The organism is Rhodococcus shunpengi, from assembly GCF_048381395.1.
Classification (GTDB): domain Bacteria; phylum Actinomycetota; class Actinomycetes; order Mycobacteriales; family Mycobacteriaceae; genus Rhodococcus.
This window is the reverse complement of record NZ_JBLWIU010000032.1, coordinates 192,899-213,078: the sequence shown is the minus strand read 5'-3', so window position 1 is coordinate 213,078 and position 20,180 is coordinate 192,899. Positions and strand designations below refer to the sequence as shown.

General features: G+C 68.7%; 19 protein-coding genes. 12 read left to right on the top strand and 7 right to left on the bottom strand.

From position 1 onward, the window contains the following. The 5 genes from ACNJ7K_RS19485 to ACNJ7K_RS19465 form a co-directional block, all read right to left on the bottom strand. Nucleotides 1-1,179 carry an MCE family protein gene (locus ACNJ7K_RS19485; protein WP_120281393.1) on the bottom strand — a complete coding sequence of 393 codons (1,179 nt, stop codon included), beginning with the start codon at nt 1,177-1,179 and terminating at the stop codon, nt 1-3. A gap of 10 nt (nt 1,180-1,189) precedes the next feature. Continuing rightward, complete coding sequence (locus ACNJ7K_RS19480) at nt 1,190-2,038, bottom strand: MlaE family ABC transporter permease (RefSeq protein ID WP_120281392.1); 849 nt, start codon at nt 2,036-2,038, stop codon at nt 1,190-1,192. A gap of 16 nt (nt 2,039-2,054) precedes the next feature. Beyond that, a complete protein-coding gene (locus ACNJ7K_RS19475) occupies nt 2,055-2,819 on the bottom strand; it encodes an MlaE family ABC transporter permease (protein ID WP_006551898.1) in 765 nt (254 codons plus the stop codon). A gap of 469 nt (nt 2,820-3,288) precedes the next feature. After that, nucleotides 3,289-4,215 (bottom strand): 3-oxoacyl-ACP reductase, encoded by a 927-nt coding sequence (locus ACNJ7K_RS19470; RefSeq protein WP_120281391.1) that lies wholly within the window; start codon nt 4,213-4,215, stop codon nt 3,289-3,291. 133 nt (nt 4,216-4,348) lie between these two features. Next, on the bottom strand, nt 4,349-4,534 hold the full coding sequence (locus ACNJ7K_RS19465; protein ID WP_016692405.1) for a ferredoxin: 186 nt from the start codon (nt 4,532-4,534) through the stop codon (nt 4,349-4,351). 132 nt (nt 4,535-4,666) lie between these two features. On the opposite strand from ACNJ7K_RS19465, the gene ACNJ7K_RS19460 reads away from it, so the two are divergent. From ACNJ7K_RS19460 to ACNJ7K_RS19405, 12 genes are all read left to right on the top strand, one after another. Then, the gene (locus tag ACNJ7K_RS19460; RefSeq protein WP_120281390.1) at nt 4,667-5,851 is read left to right on the top strand and encodes an acyl-CoA dehydrogenase family protein; all 1,185 of its coding nucleotides are present in this window, start codon (nt 4,667-4,669) and stop codon (nt 5,849-5,851) included. A 15-nt stretch (nt 5,852-5,866) separates the two neighbouring features. Then, nucleotides 5,867-6,982 carry an acyl-CoA dehydrogenase family protein gene (locus tag ACNJ7K_RS19455; RefSeq protein ID WP_120281389.1) on the top strand — a complete coding sequence of 372 codons (1,116 nt, stop codon included), beginning with the start codon at nt 5,867-5,869 and terminating at the stop codon, nt 6,980-6,982. A gap of 4 nt (nt 6,983-6,986) precedes the next feature. After that, nucleotides 6,987-8,621: a long-chain-fatty-acid--CoA ligase gene (locus ACNJ7K_RS19450; RefSeq protein ID WP_487042077.1), complete on the top strand. Its 1,635-nt coding sequence runs from the start codon at nt 6,987-6,989 to the stop codon at nt 8,619-8,621. Between the two features lie 119 nt (nt 8,622-8,740). Continuing rightward, entirely contained in the window at nt 8,741-9,505 is a 765-nt protein-coding gene (locus tag ACNJ7K_RS19445) for an MlaE family ABC transporter permease (protein WP_016692401.1), read from the top strand. 2 nt (nt 9,506-9,507) lie between these two features. Further along, the gene (locus ACNJ7K_RS19440) at nt 9,508-10,362 is read left to right on the top strand and encodes an MlaE family ABC transporter permease (RefSeq protein WP_404817794.1); all 855 of its coding nucleotides are present in this window, start codon (nt 9,508-9,510) and stop codon (nt 10,360-10,362) included. Nucleotides 10,363-10,367: 5 nt separating this feature from the next. Continuing rightward, complete coding sequence (locus ACNJ7K_RS19435; protein WP_225623715.1) at nt 10,368-11,525, top strand: MCE family protein; 1,158 nt, start codon at nt 10,368-10,370, stop codon at nt 11,523-11,525. Further along, a complete protein-coding gene (locus ACNJ7K_RS19430) occupies nt 11,522-12,538 on the top strand; it encodes an MCE family protein (RefSeq protein ID WP_159416745.1) in 1,017 nt (338 codons plus the stop codon). Before ACNJ7K_RS19435 ends, ACNJ7K_RS19430 begins: the two co-directional genes overlap by 4 nt. Next, nucleotides 12,535-13,554 carry an MCE family protein gene (locus tag ACNJ7K_RS19425; protein WP_230788339.1) on the top strand — a complete coding sequence of 340 codons (1,020 nt, stop codon included), beginning with the start codon at nt 12,535-12,537 and terminating at the stop codon, nt 13,552-13,554. The genes ACNJ7K_RS19430 and ACNJ7K_RS19425 overlap by 4 nt, the downstream gene beginning before the upstream one ends. Continuing rightward, the gene (locus ACNJ7K_RS19420) at nt 13,551-14,768 is read left to right on the top strand and encodes an MCE family protein (RefSeq protein ID WP_159416747.1); all 1,218 of its coding nucleotides are present in this window, start codon (nt 13,551-13,553) and stop codon (nt 14,766-14,768) included. Before ACNJ7K_RS19425 ends, ACNJ7K_RS19420 begins: the two co-directional genes overlap by 4 nt. Beyond that, nucleotides 14,765-15,859 carry an MCE family protein gene (locus ACNJ7K_RS19415; RefSeq protein ID WP_268655131.1) on the top strand — a complete coding sequence of 365 codons (1,095 nt, stop codon included), beginning with the start codon at nt 14,765-14,767 and terminating at the stop codon, nt 15,857-15,859. The genes ACNJ7K_RS19420 and ACNJ7K_RS19415 overlap by 4 nt, the downstream gene beginning before the upstream one ends. Continuing rightward, the gene (locus ACNJ7K_RS19410) at nt 15,856-17,067 is read left to right on the top strand and encodes an MCE family protein (RefSeq protein ID WP_159416749.1); all 1,212 of its coding nucleotides are present in this window, start codon (nt 15,856-15,858) and stop codon (nt 17,065-17,067) included. Before ACNJ7K_RS19415 ends, ACNJ7K_RS19410 begins: the two co-directional genes overlap by 4 nt. 16 nt (nt 17,068-17,083) lie before the next feature. Continuing rightward, nucleotides 17,084-17,605, top strand: coding sequence for a DUF3253 domain-containing protein (locus ACNJ7K_RS19405; protein ID WP_159416750.1), 522 nt, complete (start codon nt 17,084-17,086; stop codon nt 17,603-17,605). 16 nt (nt 17,606-17,621) lie between these two features. Here the strand turns inward: ACNJ7K_RS19405 and ACNJ7K_RS19400 are convergent, their stop codons facing one another. Both ACNJ7K_RS19400 and ACNJ7K_RS19395 read right to left on the bottom strand, forming a co-directional pair. After that, complete coding sequence (locus ACNJ7K_RS19400) at nt 17,622-18,752, bottom strand: nitronate monooxygenase (RefSeq protein WP_059382479.1); 1,131 nt, start codon at nt 18,750-18,752, stop codon at nt 17,622-17,624. Between the two features lie 166 nt (nt 18,753-18,918). Next, nucleotides 18,919-20,169: a CaiB/BaiF CoA transferase family protein gene (locus tag ACNJ7K_RS19395; RefSeq protein WP_159416751.1), complete on the bottom strand. Its 1,251-nt coding sequence runs from the start codon at nt 20,167-20,169 to the stop codon at nt 18,919-18,921. Nucleotides 20,170-20,180 lie beyond the last annotated feature (11 nt).

Sequence of the window (20,180 nt, the reverse complement as noted above, 5' to 3'; positions counted from 1 at the left end):
TCACCGCCCGCCCGCGAGATGGTCGCCGAACAGGTACTGGAAGATCGTCGGGTAGCGGATCCAGGCCTCCGTTGCGGGCTTGTACGGTGTTTCGCCGGTGTTCGACACGACGAACGGCGCGTGACCGTCGCGGCGCGGGTCGAAGTTCGGCAGGCCCCAGCAGTTCGGTCCGCCGGTCGCGCCGACCACGGGCAGATCCTGGGCGTCGTTGTACGGCGTGGCACCGCCCATGAAGCTCGTGCTCAGGGTCAGGGCCGCGTACTCGCCGGTGCCGGCCATCGGTTCGAACGCCACCCGGGCGTCGTTGAGACCGACGATGAAGCAGGTCAGTTCGGGCGAGTACTCACCGAGCAGGCCGGTGGTGTGGCTCAGGCTGTCGAGTGCGGTGGTCAACTGTGCTTCGTTCTCCCCCAGGACGTCCCGTCCGGTGTTCGCGAGACCGGTGAGGTTCATCAGCAGCAGGTCGAGTTGCTGTTGTTCGTCGACGACGGTGTTGCCGACGTCGGTGGCGTTGCCGATCGTGGTCATGAGGTCGGGGGCCGTGTCGGCGTAGACGTCGGTGACCTGCGCGGCCGAGACGAGGTCGGCCTGCAGTTGCGGCAGCGACGGATTCATCTCGGCGAGATACGCATCGGCCTCGGCCAGGGCGGCACCGAGAGCGTTGCCGCGTCCGTTGAGCGCTTCCGACAGCGCGCCGAGGGTGGCGTTGAGCTTCTCGGGCTGGATCTGCGCGAGCACGTCGGACAGGTGCTCGAAGACCGTGTTGAACTCGACGGTGACGTTGTCGGCCGCGATCACGGCGCCTTCCTGCATCGGCACCGAGGACGGATCGTCGGGGACGACGATGTCGACGAACTTGGCACCGAAGACGGTGGTGGATTCGATCGCCACCCGCGCGTTCGAGGGGATGAGCTGCATCTGCCCGGGCTGCATGTCCAGATGCAGGACCGCACCGGCCGGTGTGTGCTCGATCGACGCCACGCGCCCCACCTCGACGCCGCGCATCTTCACCTTGGCGTCGGGCTCCATCACCAGACCCGACCGGGGTGAGGTGACGGTGAGCGGGACCGTCGAGGTGAACCCACCGGCGAACATCGTCAATGCCACCGCGACGATCGCGGCGAGGCCGCCCACGAGACCGAAGGCGGCGAGCTTCTTCTTCCACGAAGGAGTGTCCATGTCGCGCGCCCTATCCCGACAGGTTGAAGTTGCCGGTCGCGCCGTAGACGGCGAGCGAGATGAGCAGGGTGACGGTGACGACCGCGACGAGCGAGGCCCGCACCGCGTTGCCGACCGCGACACCCACACCGACGGGGCCGCCACCTGCGTTGAAGCCGTAGTAGGTGTGGATGAGCATCACGGCGATCGCCATCACGATGGCCTGGACGAACGACCACAGGATGTCGGTGGGTATCAGGAAGGTCGTGAAGTAGTGGTCGTACACGCCGGCCGACTGACCGTAGAGCACCACCGTCGCGAAACGGCTCGCGACGAACGAGGCGATCACGGCGAGCGAGTACAGCGGGACGATCGCGATCATCCCTGCGAGCACGCGCGTGGACACCAGATACGGGATGGACGGGATCGCCATGGTCTCGAGCGCGTCGATCTCCTCGGAGACACGCATGGCTCCGAGCTGGGCGGTGGAGCCGGCGCCGATGGTGGCCGCCAGCCCGATACCGGCGATCGTCGGGGCCGCGATACGCACATTGATGAAGGCCGCGAAGAACCCGGTGAGCGCTTCGACGCCGATGTTGCCGAGGGAGCTGAAGCCCTGCACGGCGATGATGCCGCCGGTGAAGAGCGTCAGGAAGCCGACGATCACGACGGTGCCGCCGATGACGGCGAGTGCACCGGTGCCCATGCTGATCTCGGCGACCAGACGCACCGTCTCCTTGGGATAGTGCATCAGCGCCCGGGGGACCGTCGCGAGGGCGCGCCCGAAGAACAGCGCCTGCTCCCCCACCCGGTCCACCGTGGACGACGCACGTGTCACGCGCCGAACCGCACGGGGGAAGCGCCAGGACATCACTGCCATGTAATCTCCGCTCCCCTCATCCCGCGGTCAGCTTGATGCCGACGGCCGTGACGAGGAGGTTGACCACGAACAGCGCCATGAACGCGAACACGACCGTCTGGTTGACGGCGTCGCCGACACTCTTCGCTCCACCTTTGACATTGAGACCGAGATAGGACGCGACCAGTCCCGCGATCATGCCGAACAGCCCCGCCTTGACCTGGGAGATCATCAGTTCTCCGAAGCCGGTGAGCAGGGTGATGCCGTTGATGAACGCGCCGGGGTTGACGTCCTGGAGGAAGACCGAGAAGGCGAACCCGCCGAGGATGCCGATCGTGCACACGAGACCGTTGAGCAGCAGCGCGACGACGGTGGACGCGAGCACCCGGGGCACGACGAGACGCTGGATCGGATCGATGCCGAGCACACGCATCGCGTCGATCTCCTCGCGGATGGTGCGCGCCGCGAGATCGGCGCAGATCGCGGTGGCGCCGGCACCGGCGACGATGAGCACCGTGACCATGGGACCCACCTGCGTCACCGCGCCGAGGGCCGCGCCCGCTCCGCTGAGGTCGGCGGCGCCGATCTCCCGGAGCAGGATGTTGAGGGTGAAGCTCACCAGAACCGTGAACGGCACCGCGACGAGCACGGTGGGCACGAGCGAAACGCGTGCGACGAACCAGGCCTGGTCGATGAACTCGCGCCGTTGGAAGGGGCGACGGAAGGCCGCCCGGGCGGTCTCGCCGGTCATGGCGAACAGTCCGCCGACGGCCCGTAAGGGAACCTCGAGGAGGTCTACCATCGTGTGCCCCCTTCGATCCTCACGTCGTCGGCGCGCGGCCGATCGATGGCGTGTGCTGTGACCCGGGTCATAGTAACTAGAACGTGTTCACCTGTCAAAGATCCGTCGAGGGGCATCTCGATCCATTTCCGTCCGAACGGACACACGGGCGTCGACCGACGCGCATCGACACGCTCATAAGTGGTTTTACGCTGGGGTTTCCGTGAGATTTTCGACGCCGGGCCCGAGCTCGATCGCCTCGGCGCGAGAGGCCGTCACGGCCGATCGGGTCGTCGCAGCGGAAGAAAAAACTAGAACACGTACCAGGCGAAAATCCGGGACCCGGCGAGAGCCGGAGGAACGGCCCGAGTGGGCGTGACGCTACCGGAATCCCCGGTGTCCGTCACCCGTAGTTGCAGGATCCCGGCCCCAGGACGAAGACACGGCATCCCCTGCTGTCCCCGAACGGGAACAGCAGGGGTGGCCGGAACTACAGATCGAGAGCCGTCGAGGCCGAGAACGTCCGGCCCGGATCACGATCGGCGAAGTAACCGCCGAGCTCGTCGGCGAGCGCTGCGGGGGTCCACTGCCCGTCGGCGTCGAAACGCTGCTCGACGACCGGCGCGGCCATCAGGGCCACCATGGGTCCGTAGACGATGAAGACCTGCCCGTTGACGCGATCGGCGGCCGGGGAGGCGAGATAGGCGACCAGATTCGCCACATGGTCGGGCGAGAGCGGATCGATACCGTCGTCCGGTGCGTCGCCGAAGACCGCCTCGGTCATCGACGTGCGCGCGCGGGGGCAGATCACGTTCGCCCGGACCCCGTACCGCTCGAGACCTCGGGCGGCCGAAAGGGTGAGTGCGGTGATGCCGGCCTTGGCGGCGCCGTAGTTGGGCTGCCCGGGCGGCCCGAGCAGACCGGCCTCCGAGGACGTGTTGACCAGCCGCCCGTAGACCGGGCCGCCCTCCTGCTTCGACCTGTCGCGCCAGTAGGCCGCCGCATTGCGGGAGAGCAGGAAGTGACCGCGCAGGTGCACGGCGACCACCGAATCCCATTCGTCGTCGGACATGTTGGGCAGCATCCGATCCCGCGTGATGCCCGCATTGTTGACGACGATGTCGAGACCACCGAACTTGCCCTGCGCCGCGGCGAGCATCGCATCGGCCGTCTCACGCTCGGCGACGCTGCCGGGCACGAACTCCGCTGCGGCACCGAGATCGCGGATCCGCGCGAGAGTGTCCTCCACCGCGTCGTTCTCCACGAGATCGTTGACCACCACCGATGCTCCGGCCCGCGCGAGCGCGAGCGCCTCGGCACGTCCGAGACCCGCTCCGGCTCCCGTGACGACGGCGACCCGCCCTTCGAGAGACACCCGATCGTCGTTCCCCACGCCACCGTTGGCGTCCGCACTCATCCACGTACTCCTCGAGATTCGGGCCGATTGCCGGCCGCACGCCGGTACTCTCCCCACCAGGACCCGGGGGCACCGAAAATGTAGAACTTGTTATTTTTCCTGGCAAGGGTCGGTGCCGGTCACCGTCCGACGCTCACGCCTCGGCGAGGGCCGCACGCGGGCACTGGGCGACGGCCTCGCGGACGGCGTCCTCACTACCCTCGGGTACGGGATGCGTGACGATCAGCTCGTCGTCGTCGTTGAGATCGAAGACGTCGGGCGCCAGCCCGACACACACGCCGTTCGCTTCACAGCGGTCGAAGTCGACCTTGACATCCATTCCGGGACCTCGCTTCACATTCGCGCCGACCGATCGGGTCCAGACTAGAACGCGTTCCAATTCTGTGCAATGATTCGCGATGATCCCACAGAGACGATTCGCGGGGACACGCAGCGACGAAACGGAGCGTTCGTGGACATCTCCTACACCCCCGGGCAACAAGCCCTCCGCGAGGAATTGCGGGCCTATTTCGCACAGATCATGACACCCGAGCGCCGCGAGGCGCTCGCGGCCACGACCGGGGAGTACGGCTCCGGCAACGTGTACCGCGAGGTCGTGCAGCAGATGGGCAAGGACGGTTGGCTCACGCTCGGGTGGCCTGAGGAGTACGGCGGTCAGAACCGTTCCGCGATGGACCAATTGATCTTCACCGACGAGGCGGCCATCGCCGGCGCGCCCGTCCCGTTCCTCACCATCGATTCGGTCGCGCCGACGATCATGCACTACGGCACGGACGAGCAGAAGGAGTTCTTCCTCCCCCGCATCTCCGCGGGAGAACTGCACTTCTCGATCGGCTATTCCGAACCCGGCGCCGGCACCGACCTCGCCTCCCTGCGCACCACCGCGGTGCGCGACGGCGACGAGTGGGTCATCAACGGGCAGAAGATGTGGACGAGCCTGATCGCCTACGCCGACTACGTCTGGCTCGCCGCGCGCACCAACCCGGATGTCAAGAAGCACAAGGGGATCAGCGTCTTCATCGTGCCGACCGACACTCCCGGCTTCTCGTACACCCCTGTGCACACCATGGCCGGCCCCGACACGAGCGCCACCTATTACCAGGACGTGCGCGTCCCGGCGTCCGCGCTCGTCGGCGAGGTCGACGGCGGCTGGGCGCTCATCACCAACCAGCTCAACCACGAGCGGGTCGCGCTCACCTCCGCCGGCCCCGTGCGCACCGCGCTGACCGAGGTCCGGCGCTGGGCGCAGGAGACGCATCTGCCCGACGGGCAGCGGGTGATCGACCAGGAATGGGTGCAGATCAACCTGGCACGCGTCCATGCCAAGGCCGAATACCTGCAGCTGATGAACTGGGACATCGCCTCGAGCGCCGGCACGACCCCGCTCGGCCCGGAGGCCGCCTCGGCCAACAAGGTGTTCGGAACCGAATTCGCGACCGAGGCCTACCGGTTGCTCATGGAGGTCCTCGGCCCCGCTGCGACGGTACGGCAGAGCTCGGCCGGCGCGTTGCTCCGCGGCCGGATCGAACGCATGCACCGCAGCTCCCTCATCCTCACCTTCGGGGGCGGCACCAACGAGGTACAGCGCGACATCATCGCGATGACCGCTCTCGGCCAGCCGCCCGCCAAGCGTTAGAAAAGGACGCGCACCGTGGACTTCACCCTTACCGAGGCCCAGCAGGATCTCGCAGAACTGACCCGCAGCATCGTCGCGGACATCGTCACCAACGAACACCTGCGCACACTCGACGCCTCCGAGGACCGCATCGACCGCACCCTGTGGGACACGCTCGCATCGTCGGGCGTGCTCGGCGCCGCTCTTCCCGAGTCGCTGGGCGGAGACGGGTACGGCCCACTCGAGCAGGCGAGCATCCTGCGCGAACTCGGCCGCGGCGTCGCCGCCGTCCCCTACATCGGCTCGATCGCCGCGTGCGCGTCGGCGATCGCGGAGTTCGGCACCGCCGAGCAGCAGGCCGAGTGGGGGCGTCCCGCGGCGACCGGTGAGCAGATCCTCTCCGCAGCCCTTGCCGAGGAACTGAATCCCGATCCCACGACCCCGGCGACCCGGGCGCAGGCCACGGGCGACGGGCACGTGCTCGACGGCGTGAAGATCGTCGTCGACGCGGCGCCGGTCGCCGACGGTTTCCTCGTCCCGGCCACCGTAAGCGACTCGGTGGCGGTCTTCCTCGTGCGACCCGACGATCCGGGTGTCTCGATCACCCGGCAGCAGACCACCGACTTCGACAGTCGCGGCATCGTCACCCTCGAGCAGGTCCCGCTCCCGGCCGACCGTGTTCTCGGCACCGACGGCGTCGCCGTGGCGACGTGGTTGCGCGACCGCAGCCTGCTCGGCTCCGCCGCCTACCAGTGCGGCGTCCTCGAACAGGCCCTCGAGCTCACCGCGCAGTACGCGCGCGAACGCGTCCAGTTCGATCGCCCGATCGGTAGTTTCCAGGCCGTCTCCCAGCGACTCGCCGACGCCTACATCGACGTCAAGGCGGTGCGACTGACGTTGTGGCAGGCCGCCTTCCGGATGGCCTCGGGTGAGCGTCACGACGACGCCCTGCGCACCGCGGCCTTCTGGGCGGCCGATGCGGGACACCGTGTCGCGCACACGACCGTGCACGTGCACGGCGGTGTCGGGCTCGACGAGGACCATCCGGTGCACCGCTACTTCCTCGCGGCCAAGCACCACGAGTTCCTGCTCGGCTCCGCCACCGACCAGTTGCGCGCGCTCGGACACGAACTCGCCGACGTCCCGGCCTGATCGCATGACCGCTCTCACCGTCACCGAACTGCTCGAACGACTCGCCGACGTCGACGATCGAGGCCTGCGTTTCGAGGAGACCGAACTGTCGTGGCGCGAACACGTCGCGCAGTCCCGGCGACGCGCCGCACTGTTACGCGACCTGCTCGACGGCCCGGCGCCGAAGCACATCGGGATCCTCATGGACAACGTCCCGGAGTTCTCGTTGCTGCTGGGCGCCGCGGCCTTCTCCGGTTCGGTGGTGGTGGGCCTGAACACGACCCGGCGCGGTGCGGCGCTCGCCCGCGACATCGCGCTCGCCGATTGCCGGGTCGTGTTCACCGAGGCCGCACATGCGTCCCTGCTCGACGGTGTGGATCTCGGCGACGTGCGGGTGATCGACGTCGACTCGCCCGAGTGGACGTCGATGCTCGCCCCGTTCGCCGACACGGTCGGGGAGACTGCCTCGCCCTCCCCCGACGACCTGTTCATGCTGATCTTCACGTCGGGCACGAGCGGCGACCCGAAGGCCGTGCGGTGCACGCACCGCAAGTTCACCGATCCCGCGACGATGCTCGCCACGCGGTTCGGTCTCGGCCCCGACGACACCGTGTACGTGTCGATGCCCCTGTTCCATTCCAACGCGATGATCGCCGGCTGGGCGATCGGGCTCGCGGCGCGCGGCAGCATCGCTCTGCGTCGACGGTTCTCGGCGTCGGGTTTCCTTCCCGACGTCCGCCGCTACGGGGTGACCTTCGCGAACTACGTCGGCAAGCCGCTGTCGTATGTCGTGGCGACTCCCGAGCAGCCCGACGACCACGACAACCCGCTGCGCATCGTGTACGGCAACGAGGCGTCGGCCGCCGACGTCGCCGAGTTCACGCGGCGCTTCGGCGCACGGGTGGTCGACGGATTCGGCTCGACCGAGGGCGGCATCGCGATCGCGTCGGCACCCGACGCCCCGGCCGGCGCCCTCGGCCGGCTTCCCGAGGGCATCGAGATCCTCGATCCCGAGACGGGGCGACGCTGCCCTCCGGCGGTGTTCGACGCGAACGGCAGGATCACCAACGCCGACGCCGCGACGGGCGAGCTCGTCAACGTGCGCGGTGCCGGTCTGTTCGACGGCTACTACAACAACCCCGAGGCCGACGCCGAACGCCTCCGCGACGGGCGCTATCACAGCGGCGACCTCGCCTACCGGGACGCGAACGGCTTCGTCTACTTCGCCGGACGCAGCTCGGGCTGGCTCCGGGTGGACGGGGAGAATCTCGGTGCGGCACCCATCGAGCGCATCCTGATGCGGTACGAGGGTTTCGCTCAGGTTGCGGTGTACGGGGTGCCCGACCGCAACGTCGGCGACCGGGTGATGGCCGCGGTGATCCCTGCGGCGGGCTCCGACTTCGATCCGGTCGCGTTCGCGCGTTTCCTCGATGCGCAGACCGATCTCGGCCCCAAGCAGATGCCCGGTCTGATCCGTGTCTGCAGCGAGTTCCCCCGTACCGCGACCTTCAAGGTCCTGACCCGTTCCCTGGCCGCCGAACGCTGGTCCTGTAGCGATCCGGTGTGGCTTCGGGAACGTGGCGATTCCGAATTCCGGCTGTTGTCAGACGAACTGGTGCACCTTCTCGAACCCGCCTCCGTCGGCACTTCTGCGCGATAGCGTCGTCCCGAGACCCGGGATCGCTCCCTTGCCGCTCTACATACCCTGGGGTATGTTCGGCGCACCCGAGAGGTCGGGACGCGGTTTCGTCGATGCGACCGTGGAAGAAGCGAGGATTCATGGGATCGGTGCCACGCGCGACCGCACACGCACTGGGCGGTTTCTATGCGCTGTCCCTCGACGCGTTCACCGCCCTGTTCCGCTCCCGCTTCCAATGGCGCGAATTCCTCACCCAGTTCTGGTTCATCGCCCGGGTGTCGCTCGTGCCCACGATCCTGATGTCCGTCCCGTTCACCGTCCTCGTCGTGTTCACGCTCAATTCGCTGCTGCTCGAGATCGGTGCCGGCGACCTGAGCGGAGCGGGTGCCGGGCTCGGCGCCATCACGCAGATCGGCCCGCTCGTGACGGTGCTGGTGGTCGCCGGGGCCGGCGCCACCGCGATCGCCGCCGACCTCGGCTCCCGCACCATCCGCGACGAGATCGCCGCGCTCGAGGTGCTCGGCATCGACCCCGCCGCCCGGCTCGTGTTGCCGCGCGCACTGGCGTCGACCGCCGTCGCGGTCACGCTCAACGGGGCGGTGTGCGCGATCGGTCTGATCGGCGGGTTCTTCTTCTCGGTGACACTCCAGAACGTCGATCCCGGCGCCTACGCCGCGGGGGTCACGCTGCTCGTCGGTCCCGGTGAGCTGCTGCTCTCGGAGATCAAGGCGGCGGTCTTCGGTCTGCTCGCCGGTCTGATCGCGTGCCATCGCGGGCTCTCGGTCAGCGGCGGCCCGAAGAGCGTCGGCGAGGCCGTCAACGAGACGGTGGTCTTCGCGTTCGTCGCGTTGTTCCTTGCCAACATGCTGCTCACCTCGATCGGTATCGCGGTGATGGGGCGATGAGTATCACGGGGGCGGCCACCGGTCGGACTGCGCAGGTGGTGCGCCGCCTCGGCCACGGGATCTCACGCAGCATCGACATCCTGGGACGCCAGGTCGTCTTCCTCGTCGGCGCGTTGTTCTCGACGGTGCGGGCGGCCCGGCACTATCCGCGCGAGACCCTGCGTGTGGTCTCGGAGATCGGCCTCGGCACCGGCGTGCTCGCGATGGTGGGCGGCAGCGTCGCCATCATGGGTTTCCTCACCCTGTTCGCCGGCGCGACCGTCGCCGTGCAGGGTTTCACCTCACTCGGCAACATCGGTGTCGAAGCGCTCACCGGCTTCCTGTCCGCCTACGTCAACGTCCGGGTCGTCGCACCTGTGACGGCCGGTGTCGGTCTCGCCGCGACCATCGGTGCCGGGACCACCGCTCAACTCGGCGCGATGCGGATCAGCGAGGAGATCGACGCGCTCGAGGTCATGGCCATCAAGTCGGTGCCGTATCTCGTCGGCACACGCATCCTGGCGGGCCTGATCGCCGTCGTGCCCCTGTACTCGCTGTCGGTGCTGGCGTCGTTCCTGTCGAGCCGCATCGCGACCGTCGTGGTGCTCGGCCAGTCGCCCGGCGTCTACGACCACTATTTCGCGACCTTCCTGCGCCCGACCGACGTGCTGTGGTCGTTCGGGCAGGCGATCACCATGGCCGTGGTCGTCATGACCGTGCACAGCTACTACGGCTACACCGCCTCGGGCGGACCATCCGGCGTCGGTGTCGCGACGGGTCGCGCGGTGCGGATGTCGCTCATTGCGGTGGTGACGGTGACCCTGCTGATCTCCCTGGTCCTCTACGGCAGCAGCCGCCAGCTGCATCTGGCGGGGTGAGGAGCGTGCCCACCTGGTTGCCGAAGGTCGCTGCGACGTGCTTCGTCGTCGTCTCCGCGCTCGTTCTCGTGTTCGTCTACCACGGCTTCCGCGGCTCGTTCACGCCCGGCGTGAAGGTGACCGTCGAGAGCGGCCGCTCCGGTCTGATGCTCGAGGACGGCGCCATGGTCAAGGCGCACGGGGTGCACGTCGGCAGCGTCACGGCGGTGCAGCAGACGCCGTCCGGCGCGGTGATCGAACTGCGCCTGGATCCGGACGCCGCCGCCCGGCTGCCCGCCGACCCCGGCGCCGACATCCGCGCGACGACGGTCTTCGGCGCCAAGTACGTCACCCTCACCGACCCACCGTCGCCCGGCCCGGTCGGACTGGCCGAGGGCACGGTGCTGCGCGCATCGAGCGTGACCGTGGAGACGAACACCGTCTTCGAATCGTTGTCCGACGTCCTGCACGCGGTCGATCCGGCGAAGCTGAACCGCACGCTCGGTGCGCTGTCGTCGGCGTTGCGCGGACAGGGCGAGTCGCTCGGCCGCGCGCTCGTCGACACCGACGCCGTCCTCACCCGGATCGAACCGCGCACCGAGACACTGCGACGCGATCTCGCCGCCGCCGAGGCGACCGCCGACATCTACGCCGGAGCCACCGACGGGATCGTGGCGTCGTTCGACAATCTCGCCGTCACCGGCACGACCCTCGTCGACCGCGCCGACGACCTCGACCGCGTCCTGCTCGCCGCGATCGGCATGGGTGACGCCGGTCGCCGTGTGGTCGAGCCGAACAGCGAGCAGATCGTCGACGTGCTCGATCTCCTGCGCCCCACGGCTTCTCTCCTCGAGGAGTACTCGCCGGTCCTCCCCTGCTTCCTGCAGGGCGCCGACCGTGCCCGGCAGCTCGCCGAACCGGCCTCGGGTGGCAACGGCTCGTCGATGATGCTGAAGTCGACCTTCCTGCTCGGCACCGACCCGTACGAATATCCGCGCAATCTTCCGGTCGTCGAGGCCACCGGCGGGCCACGCTGCGGTCCCCTGCCCATCGTGACGGTCGACGAGACCCCCGCCCCGTACGTCGTAGCGAACACCGGCGCCAATCCGTTCGAGGCCGGCAACACCTCACCGGTCTTCGTCCCCGACTCGCTGTTCGAACTGCTCACCGGAGGCGCCGGATGACACGCACCGCGATCGCCGCGGGCATCTACGCCCTCGTCATGGTTCTGATCCTGGCCGGACTGTTCGTCGTCTTCGGCCAGGTCCGGTTCGGTGAACACACGCGCTACCACGCGCTCTTCGACGACGTCTCCGGTCTCGAGGAGGGCCAGTTCGTCCGCGTCTCCGGGGTCGAGGTCGGCAGGGTCACCGCCGTGGAGTTCGCCGAGAACAACCGCATCGACGTGGCCTTCGAGGTCGACTCGTCGTACACCCCGACCCGCGCGAGCATCGCCACCGTGCGTTATCTCAACCTCGTCGGCGACCGGTACCTCGAATTGTCCGACGGTGCCGGCGATCCCACACCCATGGCGGCCGACGAGACGATCGGCACCGACCGGACCCGGCCGGCACTCGATCTGGACGTGCTCATCGGCAGCTTCACACCGTTGTTCCGCGCGCTCGAACCCGAACAGGTCAACCGGTTGTCGGCCGATCTCATCACCGTGCTGCAGGGCCAGGGCGGCACCGTCGAATCCGTCCTCGCCCAAGCGGCTTCGCTCACCTCGCACATCGCCGACCGCGACGTCCTCGTCGGGCAGGTGATCACGAACCTCGACTCGGTCCTCGCGAATCTCGCCGCGCACCGCGACACCTTCGACACCGCACTGGTGCGCGCCCACGAGGTGGCCGCGCGACTCGCACAGGACGCCACGCTGGTCGGCGACGCCGTCACCCACATCGATGCGATCGGCGGGTCGCTCACCGATCTGCTCGCGCAGTCCCGCACCTCACTCGCCGGCACGATCCGCGAAACAGGCAACGTCGCCGCGCAGGTCGACTCGCGCAGCGACACCGTCGAACAACTGACGACCGAACTGCCCGACGCCTACAAGGCCCTCACGCGACTCGGCGCCTACGGCGGATTCTTCAACTACTACCTGTGCGGCATGCTCATCGAGATCAACGACCTGTCCGGCAACAAGGTCACCTCACCGCTGTTCGGGCAGACGACGGGCAGGTGCGCTCCGGCATGACCCAGTTCCGCGAGATGAATCCCGTGCGTGTCGGCGTCGTCGGCACGATCGTGCTCGTCGTGCTCGTGCTCGGCGCCCTGAACATCCGCTCCCTGCCGTTCCTCGACGGCGGCACGACCTACCGGGCGAGATTCGTCGACGCCGGTGGCCTGAACACCGGCGACACCGTGCAGGTCGCGGGCAAGGACGCCGGGCGGGTGACCGACATCGACATCGACCACGACGCCGTGGCCGTCACGTTCACCGTCGACCGGGCGGTCGTCCTCGGAACCGACACCACCGTCGAGATCGCCACCGCCACCGCGCTCGGGGCACGCAACCTGCGCGTGCGCCCCGCCGGTCCGGGACGACTCGAGGACGGCGCCACCATCGACCTCGACCGCACCGTCGCGCCCTACCAGTTGACCGACGCCCTCGGCGATCTCACCGATACCGCCGCTGCGATCGACACCGAGCAACTGCGCGAGTCGATGGAAGTACTGTCCGACACCCTGCGCGAGACGCCCGACGACGTCGGCGCGGCGCTCGACGGTGTGCGGCGACTGTCCGAGACCGTCGCGTCGCGGGACGAATCCCTGCGGGCGCTCCTCGCGCACGCCGAACAGGTCACCGCGGTCCTCGCCGAGCGCAGCGACGCGATCGACGCGCTGATCGTCGACGCCGACCGCATCCTCGGCGAACTGCACCGCCGCCGAGCCGCTCTCGACACCCTGTTCGCGAACGTCGATGCGTTGTCGGTCCAGATCTCGAATCTCGTCGCCGACAACGAGGCCCAGCTCGAACCCACCCTGGGCAAGCTGAACGCCGTCCTCGGGATCCTCGAACGCAACCGCGACAACATCGCCCTGGCCATCGAGCGGCTGGGCCCGTACGCGACCGAACTCGGCGAGGCCGTCGCGTCCGGTCCGTTCTTCAACTCGTACATCCAGAACCTGTTGCCCATGCAGATCATCGAGCCGGCCCTGACCGCCGCGCTCGAGAAGGCCGGCATCACGCCGCCGGGAGGTACACCGTGACGCGACTGCGTCCCCTGATCTCGTGGGGTGTCCCGATCCTGCTTCTCGCCGTCGTCGCGGTGGTGTCGTTCACCGTCGCGCCGTGGCGGTCGGCCGACGAATACGCGGCCGAATTCACCTCGAGCCGTGGCCTGTACGTGGGTGACGACGTGCGCATCATGGGGGTCGAGGTCGGGCGTGTGACGAAGATCGAACCGCGCGGCGATCGCGTCCTCGTGCGCTTCGACATCGACTCCGAGCGCCGCATCCCCGCCGACGCACAGGCCGCGATCGTCGCCCCCACTCTGGTTTCCGCCCGCTTCGTCCAGCTCACCCCACCGCACACGGGAGGACCGGAACTGCCGGTGGGAGCAACGATTCCCGTCGAACGCACCGCGGTCCCGGTCGAATGGGACGAGATCACCGAACAACTGACGCGACTGACGACCGAACTGGGGCCCGACGACACCGACCCGCAGGGGGCACTCGGTGAGGTCCTCGACGTTGCGGCCGCCAACGCCGAGGGACACGGCCCCGCCCTGCGCGACAGCCTGCAGCAGCTCGCAACGGCGATGCGCACGATCTCCGACGGCCGGCACGACCTGTTCGGCACCCTCGGCAACCTGCAGGTCTTCGTCGAGGCGCTGTCGATGAGCGGCGACCAGATCGTCTCCTTCCACGACCGGCTCGCGTCCGTCACCGAGATCCTCGACGCGAACCGCGACGACATGGGCGCCGCACTGGCGGGACTCGATGCCGTCCTCGTCGACGTCGAGCGGTTCGTCCGCGACAACCGCGAACGCGTCGACACGACCGTCGATCGCACGGCCGCACTGACCGAGACCCTGGCGGCGCAGCGCGACGGGATCGCGCAGGTACTGCACGTCGCACCGACGGCGTTGTCGAACCTGCAGGGCATCTATCAGCCCGCGCACAACACGGTGGTCTCGGCGTTGTCGCTGACCAACTTCGCCAATCCTGCCCAGTTCGTCTGCTCTGCGCTCGCCGCGGCCGAGCAGGTCGACGCGCACACCGCGTCGGAGTTGTGCGTGCAGTATCTCGGCCCGATCCTGCCGCTGCTCGCGATGGACTACCCACCCGTGCGCCTCAACCCGACGCGCGGCGTGGGGGCATTGCCCGACCAGCTCGTCTACACCGAGCCCGAGTTGATGCCGGCGCCCGGTGCGCCGTCGCCGGCCTCACTGGCCGATCTGCTCTCCCCGGGGGCGCCGTGAGAACACGAGTCCTGCGCGCGGTCGGTGTCCTCGCCTGCCTGGCCCTGACCGCCGGGTGCGAGTGGCGCGGCCTGAACAGCCTGCCCCTTCCCGGCACGCACGGTCGCGGCGACGACGCGTTCGCCGTGACCATCGAGATGCCCGACGTCACGACCCTCGAACGCAATTCACGGGTCCGCGTCGGCGACGTCACCGTCGGGCGGGTCGCCGACCTGCGGCTCGGCGACGGACATGCGCTCGTGACGGTGATGGTCGACGGCAGCACGGTGCTTCCGGAGAACACGGTCGCGAAGATCGGGCAGACGAGCCTGCTCGGGTCCGCCCACGTCGAACTCTCTCCCCCGCTCGCCGAACCCGCCCGTGGCCGGCTCGGGGACGGCGACGTCATCCCCCTCGAGCGGGCGGGTGCGTTCCCCACCACCGAGCAGACCCTGTCGTCGCTGTCGCTGGTGCTCAGCGGCGGTGGCCTCGCCCAAGCCCAGGAGATCACCCGCGAACTCAACCGGGCGATGGACGGACGGCAGGAGTCGGTGCGGGCCCTGCTCACCCGCCTCGACGCGGTGCTCGCCGGGCTGGACGGCCAGAAGGAGCAGATCGTGAGCGCGATGGAATCGCTCGACGCACTCGCCGTCGAGGTCGCCGAGCACAACACCGAGATCGCGGCGGCGACGGACGATCTCGCGCCCGCCATGGAGGTGTTGTCCACCCAGCGCGACGACCTGACCCGCGCCGCCGATGCGCTCGGGCAGTTCGGGCGCGTCGCGAACGAGGTCGTCGAGGCGAGCGGCGACGACGTCGTCGCGAACCTGCGTGATCTCGAACCGGTGCTGGCCTCGCTCGCGTCGGCGGGCGACTCGCTCACCGAGTCGCTGCGCTACCTGCTGACCTTCCCGTTCCCCATCGACACCTACCGCAACGCGGTGCGCGGCGACTACGCGAACGGCACGGTCATCCTCGACCTCACCCTGCCGACCCTCGAGAACGCACTGCTGCTCGGCACGCCCTTCGAGAACGCACTCACCGGCGGCGGGCGACCCGTGCCGGATCTGGTGTCGCTGCTCGTCCCGCCAGTGTCGGAGCCGACCCGATGAGCCCGGCTGCGGTGCTGCGCCGCAAACTGGCGGTGTTCTTCTCGGTCGGGATCGCGGCGGTGCTGATCGTCGCGCTGTTCATCGTCGAGGTGCCCGCCCTGTTCGGGGTGGGACGCTACGAGGTGCGTCTCGACCTCGCCGACGCCGGGGGTCTGTATCCCTCGGCGAACGTCACCTACCGCGGCATCGAGATCGGCCGGGTGACGTCACTGACCATGACCACGAGCGGCGCCGAGGCGGTTCTCTCGCTCGACTCGGATGTTCCGGTGCCGGCCGATTCGGCGGCGCAGATCCGCAGCATGTCGGCGATCGGCGAGCAGTACGTCGAGTTCCTGCCCGACGGCGAGGACGGCCCGTATCTGACCGCGGGGTCGATCGTTCCCCGCGATCGCATCTCCGTGCCCGAACCGATCGGCGGTGCGCTCGACCAGCTCGACGCCACGCTGCAGTCCGTGGGACCCGACCGCCTCGCCCTGCTGCTCGACGAGACCCACACGGCGGTGGCCGATTCCGGCGACGCCCTGCGGATCCTCGTCGAGGCCGGCGCGGCGGTGAGCGCCGAGGCCGCTGCGAGCGCGGACAGCACCGCGGCACTGATCGATCAGGTCGGTCCGTTGCTCGACACGCAGGTCGCGTCGTCGGATGCGATCGCCCGATGGGCGTCCTCCCTGGCGGGCACCACCGCACAGTTGCGCGACTCCGACAGCGACGTGCGCACCCTCCTCGGCGTGACGGCCCCTGCCGCCGCGCAGGTGCAGGCGCTGTTCGAGGAGGCCGAACCGACCCTCCCCCTGCTGCTCGCCAATCTGGTCACCGTCGAGCAGGTCGCCGCGGTGTACCGGCCGTCGCTCGAACAGATGCTGGTGCTGTTCCCGTCGATCATGGCGTCGACCCAGTCGGCGGGTCTGCCCAATGTCGACAACCCCTCGCAGAACACCTACTTCACCGCGACCTTCAACGACCCGCCGCCGTGCATCACCGGCTTCCTGCCGCCGGAACAGCGGCGCTCACCCACCGAGTTCGACGTGCCCGACACCCCGCCCGATCTGTACTGCAAGCTGCCGGCGGACTCCCCCATCGCGGTGCGCGGGGCACGGAACATGCCGTGCATCGAGTACCCGGGGCGCCGTGCCCCCACGGTACAGTTGTGCCGCGACGGTGGTTATTCGGCGACGAGCCTGGAAGGGCTTCTGTCGCCGCCGAACTGAGCGACGGGCGGGGCCGATGGACACCGACGGGTCATCCGGCGAGACCGAGCGCACGCCCGACGGCAGATATGTGGTGGTCAAGGGGCGACGTTGGCGTGCCACCGATCCCGCGATTCCCGAACCTCTGCGGAAACAGCTGGTGGCGGAGCTGATGCGGGCCCGCCGTCTCGTGAAGAGCGAGGGAGACGCCGCGCGGCATCGTGTCCAGGACGCCAAGGTCGCACTCGGCGAACGCGGACATCCGTGGTGGGAGCCGCGCGACGACGACGCGGCCCGCGAGCGACTCGCGGCCACGATCTGCGCGCTGCTCCGGGAACGGAATCCGTCCACCATCTGCCCCAGTGACGCCGCGCGGGTCGCCGGCGGAGGGGCGTGGCGCGACCTGATGGACATCGCCCGCTCGGTAGCCGCCGAACTCGAACGCAGCGAGCACGTGGTGATCACGCAGAAGGGCGAGCCGGTGGACGTGGAGACGGCTCGAGGTCCGATCCGGATCGCACCCGGACCGAACCTCGAGCACCCTCGTCCCTCCCCGTGAGACGAATCCGAGCGGATCAGACGCTCGCGGCCTCGTTCAGCTTCTCCAGCGTGCCGGTCGCCTCGAGGTACTCCTGCACCCAGCGTTCGATGACGGTGGAGGTCTTGTCGACCTTCGTGAACTGCCCGACGACCTGACCGACCGGGTTGAACGCGACGTCGACGGACTCGTCGGGGTACTTGTGGGTGGCGGCGACGGCCATGCCGGACACCATGTACTGCAACGGCATTCCGAGGGGCTTCGGGTTGCCCTCCTGCTCCCACGCCTCGGTCCAGTCGTTGCGGAGCATGCGGCAGGGCTTACCGGTGAACGAGCGGCTGCGGACGGTGTCGCGGCTGCTCGCCTTGATGTAGGCCTCCTGCTGCACCGGAGTGTTCTCGGCCTCCTCGACCATGAGCCACTGCGAACCGGTCCACGCGCCCTGGGCGCCGAGCGCGAGTGCCGCAGCGATCTGCTGGCCGCTGCCGATACCGCCGGCGGCCAGCACCGGGACCGGTGCGACCTCCTTGACGACCTGCGGCCACAGCACGATCGAGCCGACCTCACCGCAGTGCCCACCACCTTCGCCGCCCTGGGCGATGATGATGTCGACACCGGCGTCGGCGTGCTTGCGGGCCTGTTTCGGCGAACCGCACAGCGCCGCGACCTTGCGACCGGCCTTGTGGATGTGCTCGATCATGTCGGCCGGCGGGGTGCCGAGCGCGTTGGCGATGAGCGTGACCTTCGGATGCTGCAGTGCCACCTCCACCTGCGGGGTCGCGGTGGCCTCGGTCCAACCGAGAAGCTGCAACGCGTTATCGTCGCCTTCGGGCAGCGGGACGCCGTGGTCGGTGAGGATCTTACGGCCGAATTCGAGGGTCTCCTGCGGCACCATCGACTGCAGCATCTTCGTGAGTTCCTCGGCGGAGAGGTTCGCGTCCATACCTTCGTACTTGTTGGGGATGACGATGTCGACACCGTACGGGCGGTCGCCGATGTGCTCGTCGATCCAGTTCAGCTCGATTTCGAGCTCTTCCGGCGTGAACCCGACGGCGCCGAGGACGCCGAAGCCGCCGGCCTTGGCGACGGCGACGACAACGTCGCGGCAGTGGGTGAATGCGAAGATCGGGAACTCGATGCCGAGTTCGTCGCAGATGGGCGTGTGCATTCGGCACTCCTCGAGAGAAACGTAGAAGACTGTAACGTGTTCTACCTTAGTGCGAGATGGCCCTGTGCGGAAGGCACGCAACAACGGATGAAGGCTCGCAACATCGGCAGTGACTGCCGATGTTGCGAGCCTTCACCTCGCGTTGCGTACCTCGGATGATGCCGTGCTAGATGATTCCCCGCTCGCGGAGTTCCTTCTGCTCGATGTCGCTCAGTCCGAGGATCTCGCCGTAGACCGCCGCATTGTCGTATCCCGCGACGGGCGGGCCGGCGCGACGCACCGAACCCGGCGTCCCGGTGAGCGTCGGCACCACACCCGGGCCGAGTACGTCTGCGCCGGTGCGCTCGTCGTGATGCGGGACGATCATGTCCCGTGCCTGGAACTGCGGATCGGCGACGACCTCCGCGACCGTGTTCACCGGCCCGGACACCACACCCGACGACGACAGATGCGCCAGCAGGTCGTCGAGCGTCCACGTCGCCGCCCACTCACCGATGAGGGCGTCGAGCTCGTCCTGGTTCACGCCACGCGCGAGATGGTCGGCGAAGCGCGGGTCGTCGGCGAGCTCGAGGCGCTCCATCGCCGCGCACAGGCGACGGAAGACCGTGTCCTGGTTGGCGGCGATGACGATCCACATGTCGTCGGACGTCCGGTACAGGTTCGACGGGGCAATGCCCTCGAGGCGGGTACCGGAGGGGCCGCGGACGACCCCTGCGACGTCGTAGTCGGGGATCACCGATTCCTGGATCGCGAGGCACGCCTCGGTGAGCGCCACGTCGACGACCTGCCCGCGTCCGGTCCGTTCGCGGCCGAGCAACGCGGCGAGGATGCCCTGCACGGCGAACATCCCGGCGAGGGAGTCGCCGAGGGACAGCGCGAGTCGCGGGGGTGCCTGGCCGGGATATCCGTTGAGGTGCCGCAACCCGCTCTCCGCCTCGGCCACCGACGCGTAACCGGCCTGCCCGGCCTTGGGGCCGGTCTGCCCGTAACCGGAGACGCGGGCCAACACGATGCCCGGATTGATCTCGGAGAGCACGTCGTAGCCGAGCCCCCACTTCTCGAGCGTGCCGGGACGGAAGTTCTCGACCACCACGTCGGACTCGGCGACGAGACGCCGGAACAGTTCCTGCCCGTCGGGCGCCCGAAGATCGAGGGTGACGCAACGCTTGTTGCGCGCGTGCACCGTCCAGAAGTAGCGATGCCCGTCCCGCTCACCCTGTCCCCAGGTGCGGAGCGGGTCGGGACGCTTCGGATCCTCGATCTTGATGACGTCGGCACCCATGTCGCCGAGCAGACGTCCTGCATACGGACCGGCGATCAGGGTTCCCAGTTCGAGCACCCTGATGCCCGCCAGCGCTCCCGCTGCCTGCGACTCGCCTTGTGTCGACTCGCCTTGTGTCGACTCGACTTGTGTCACTGCCTCTTCCG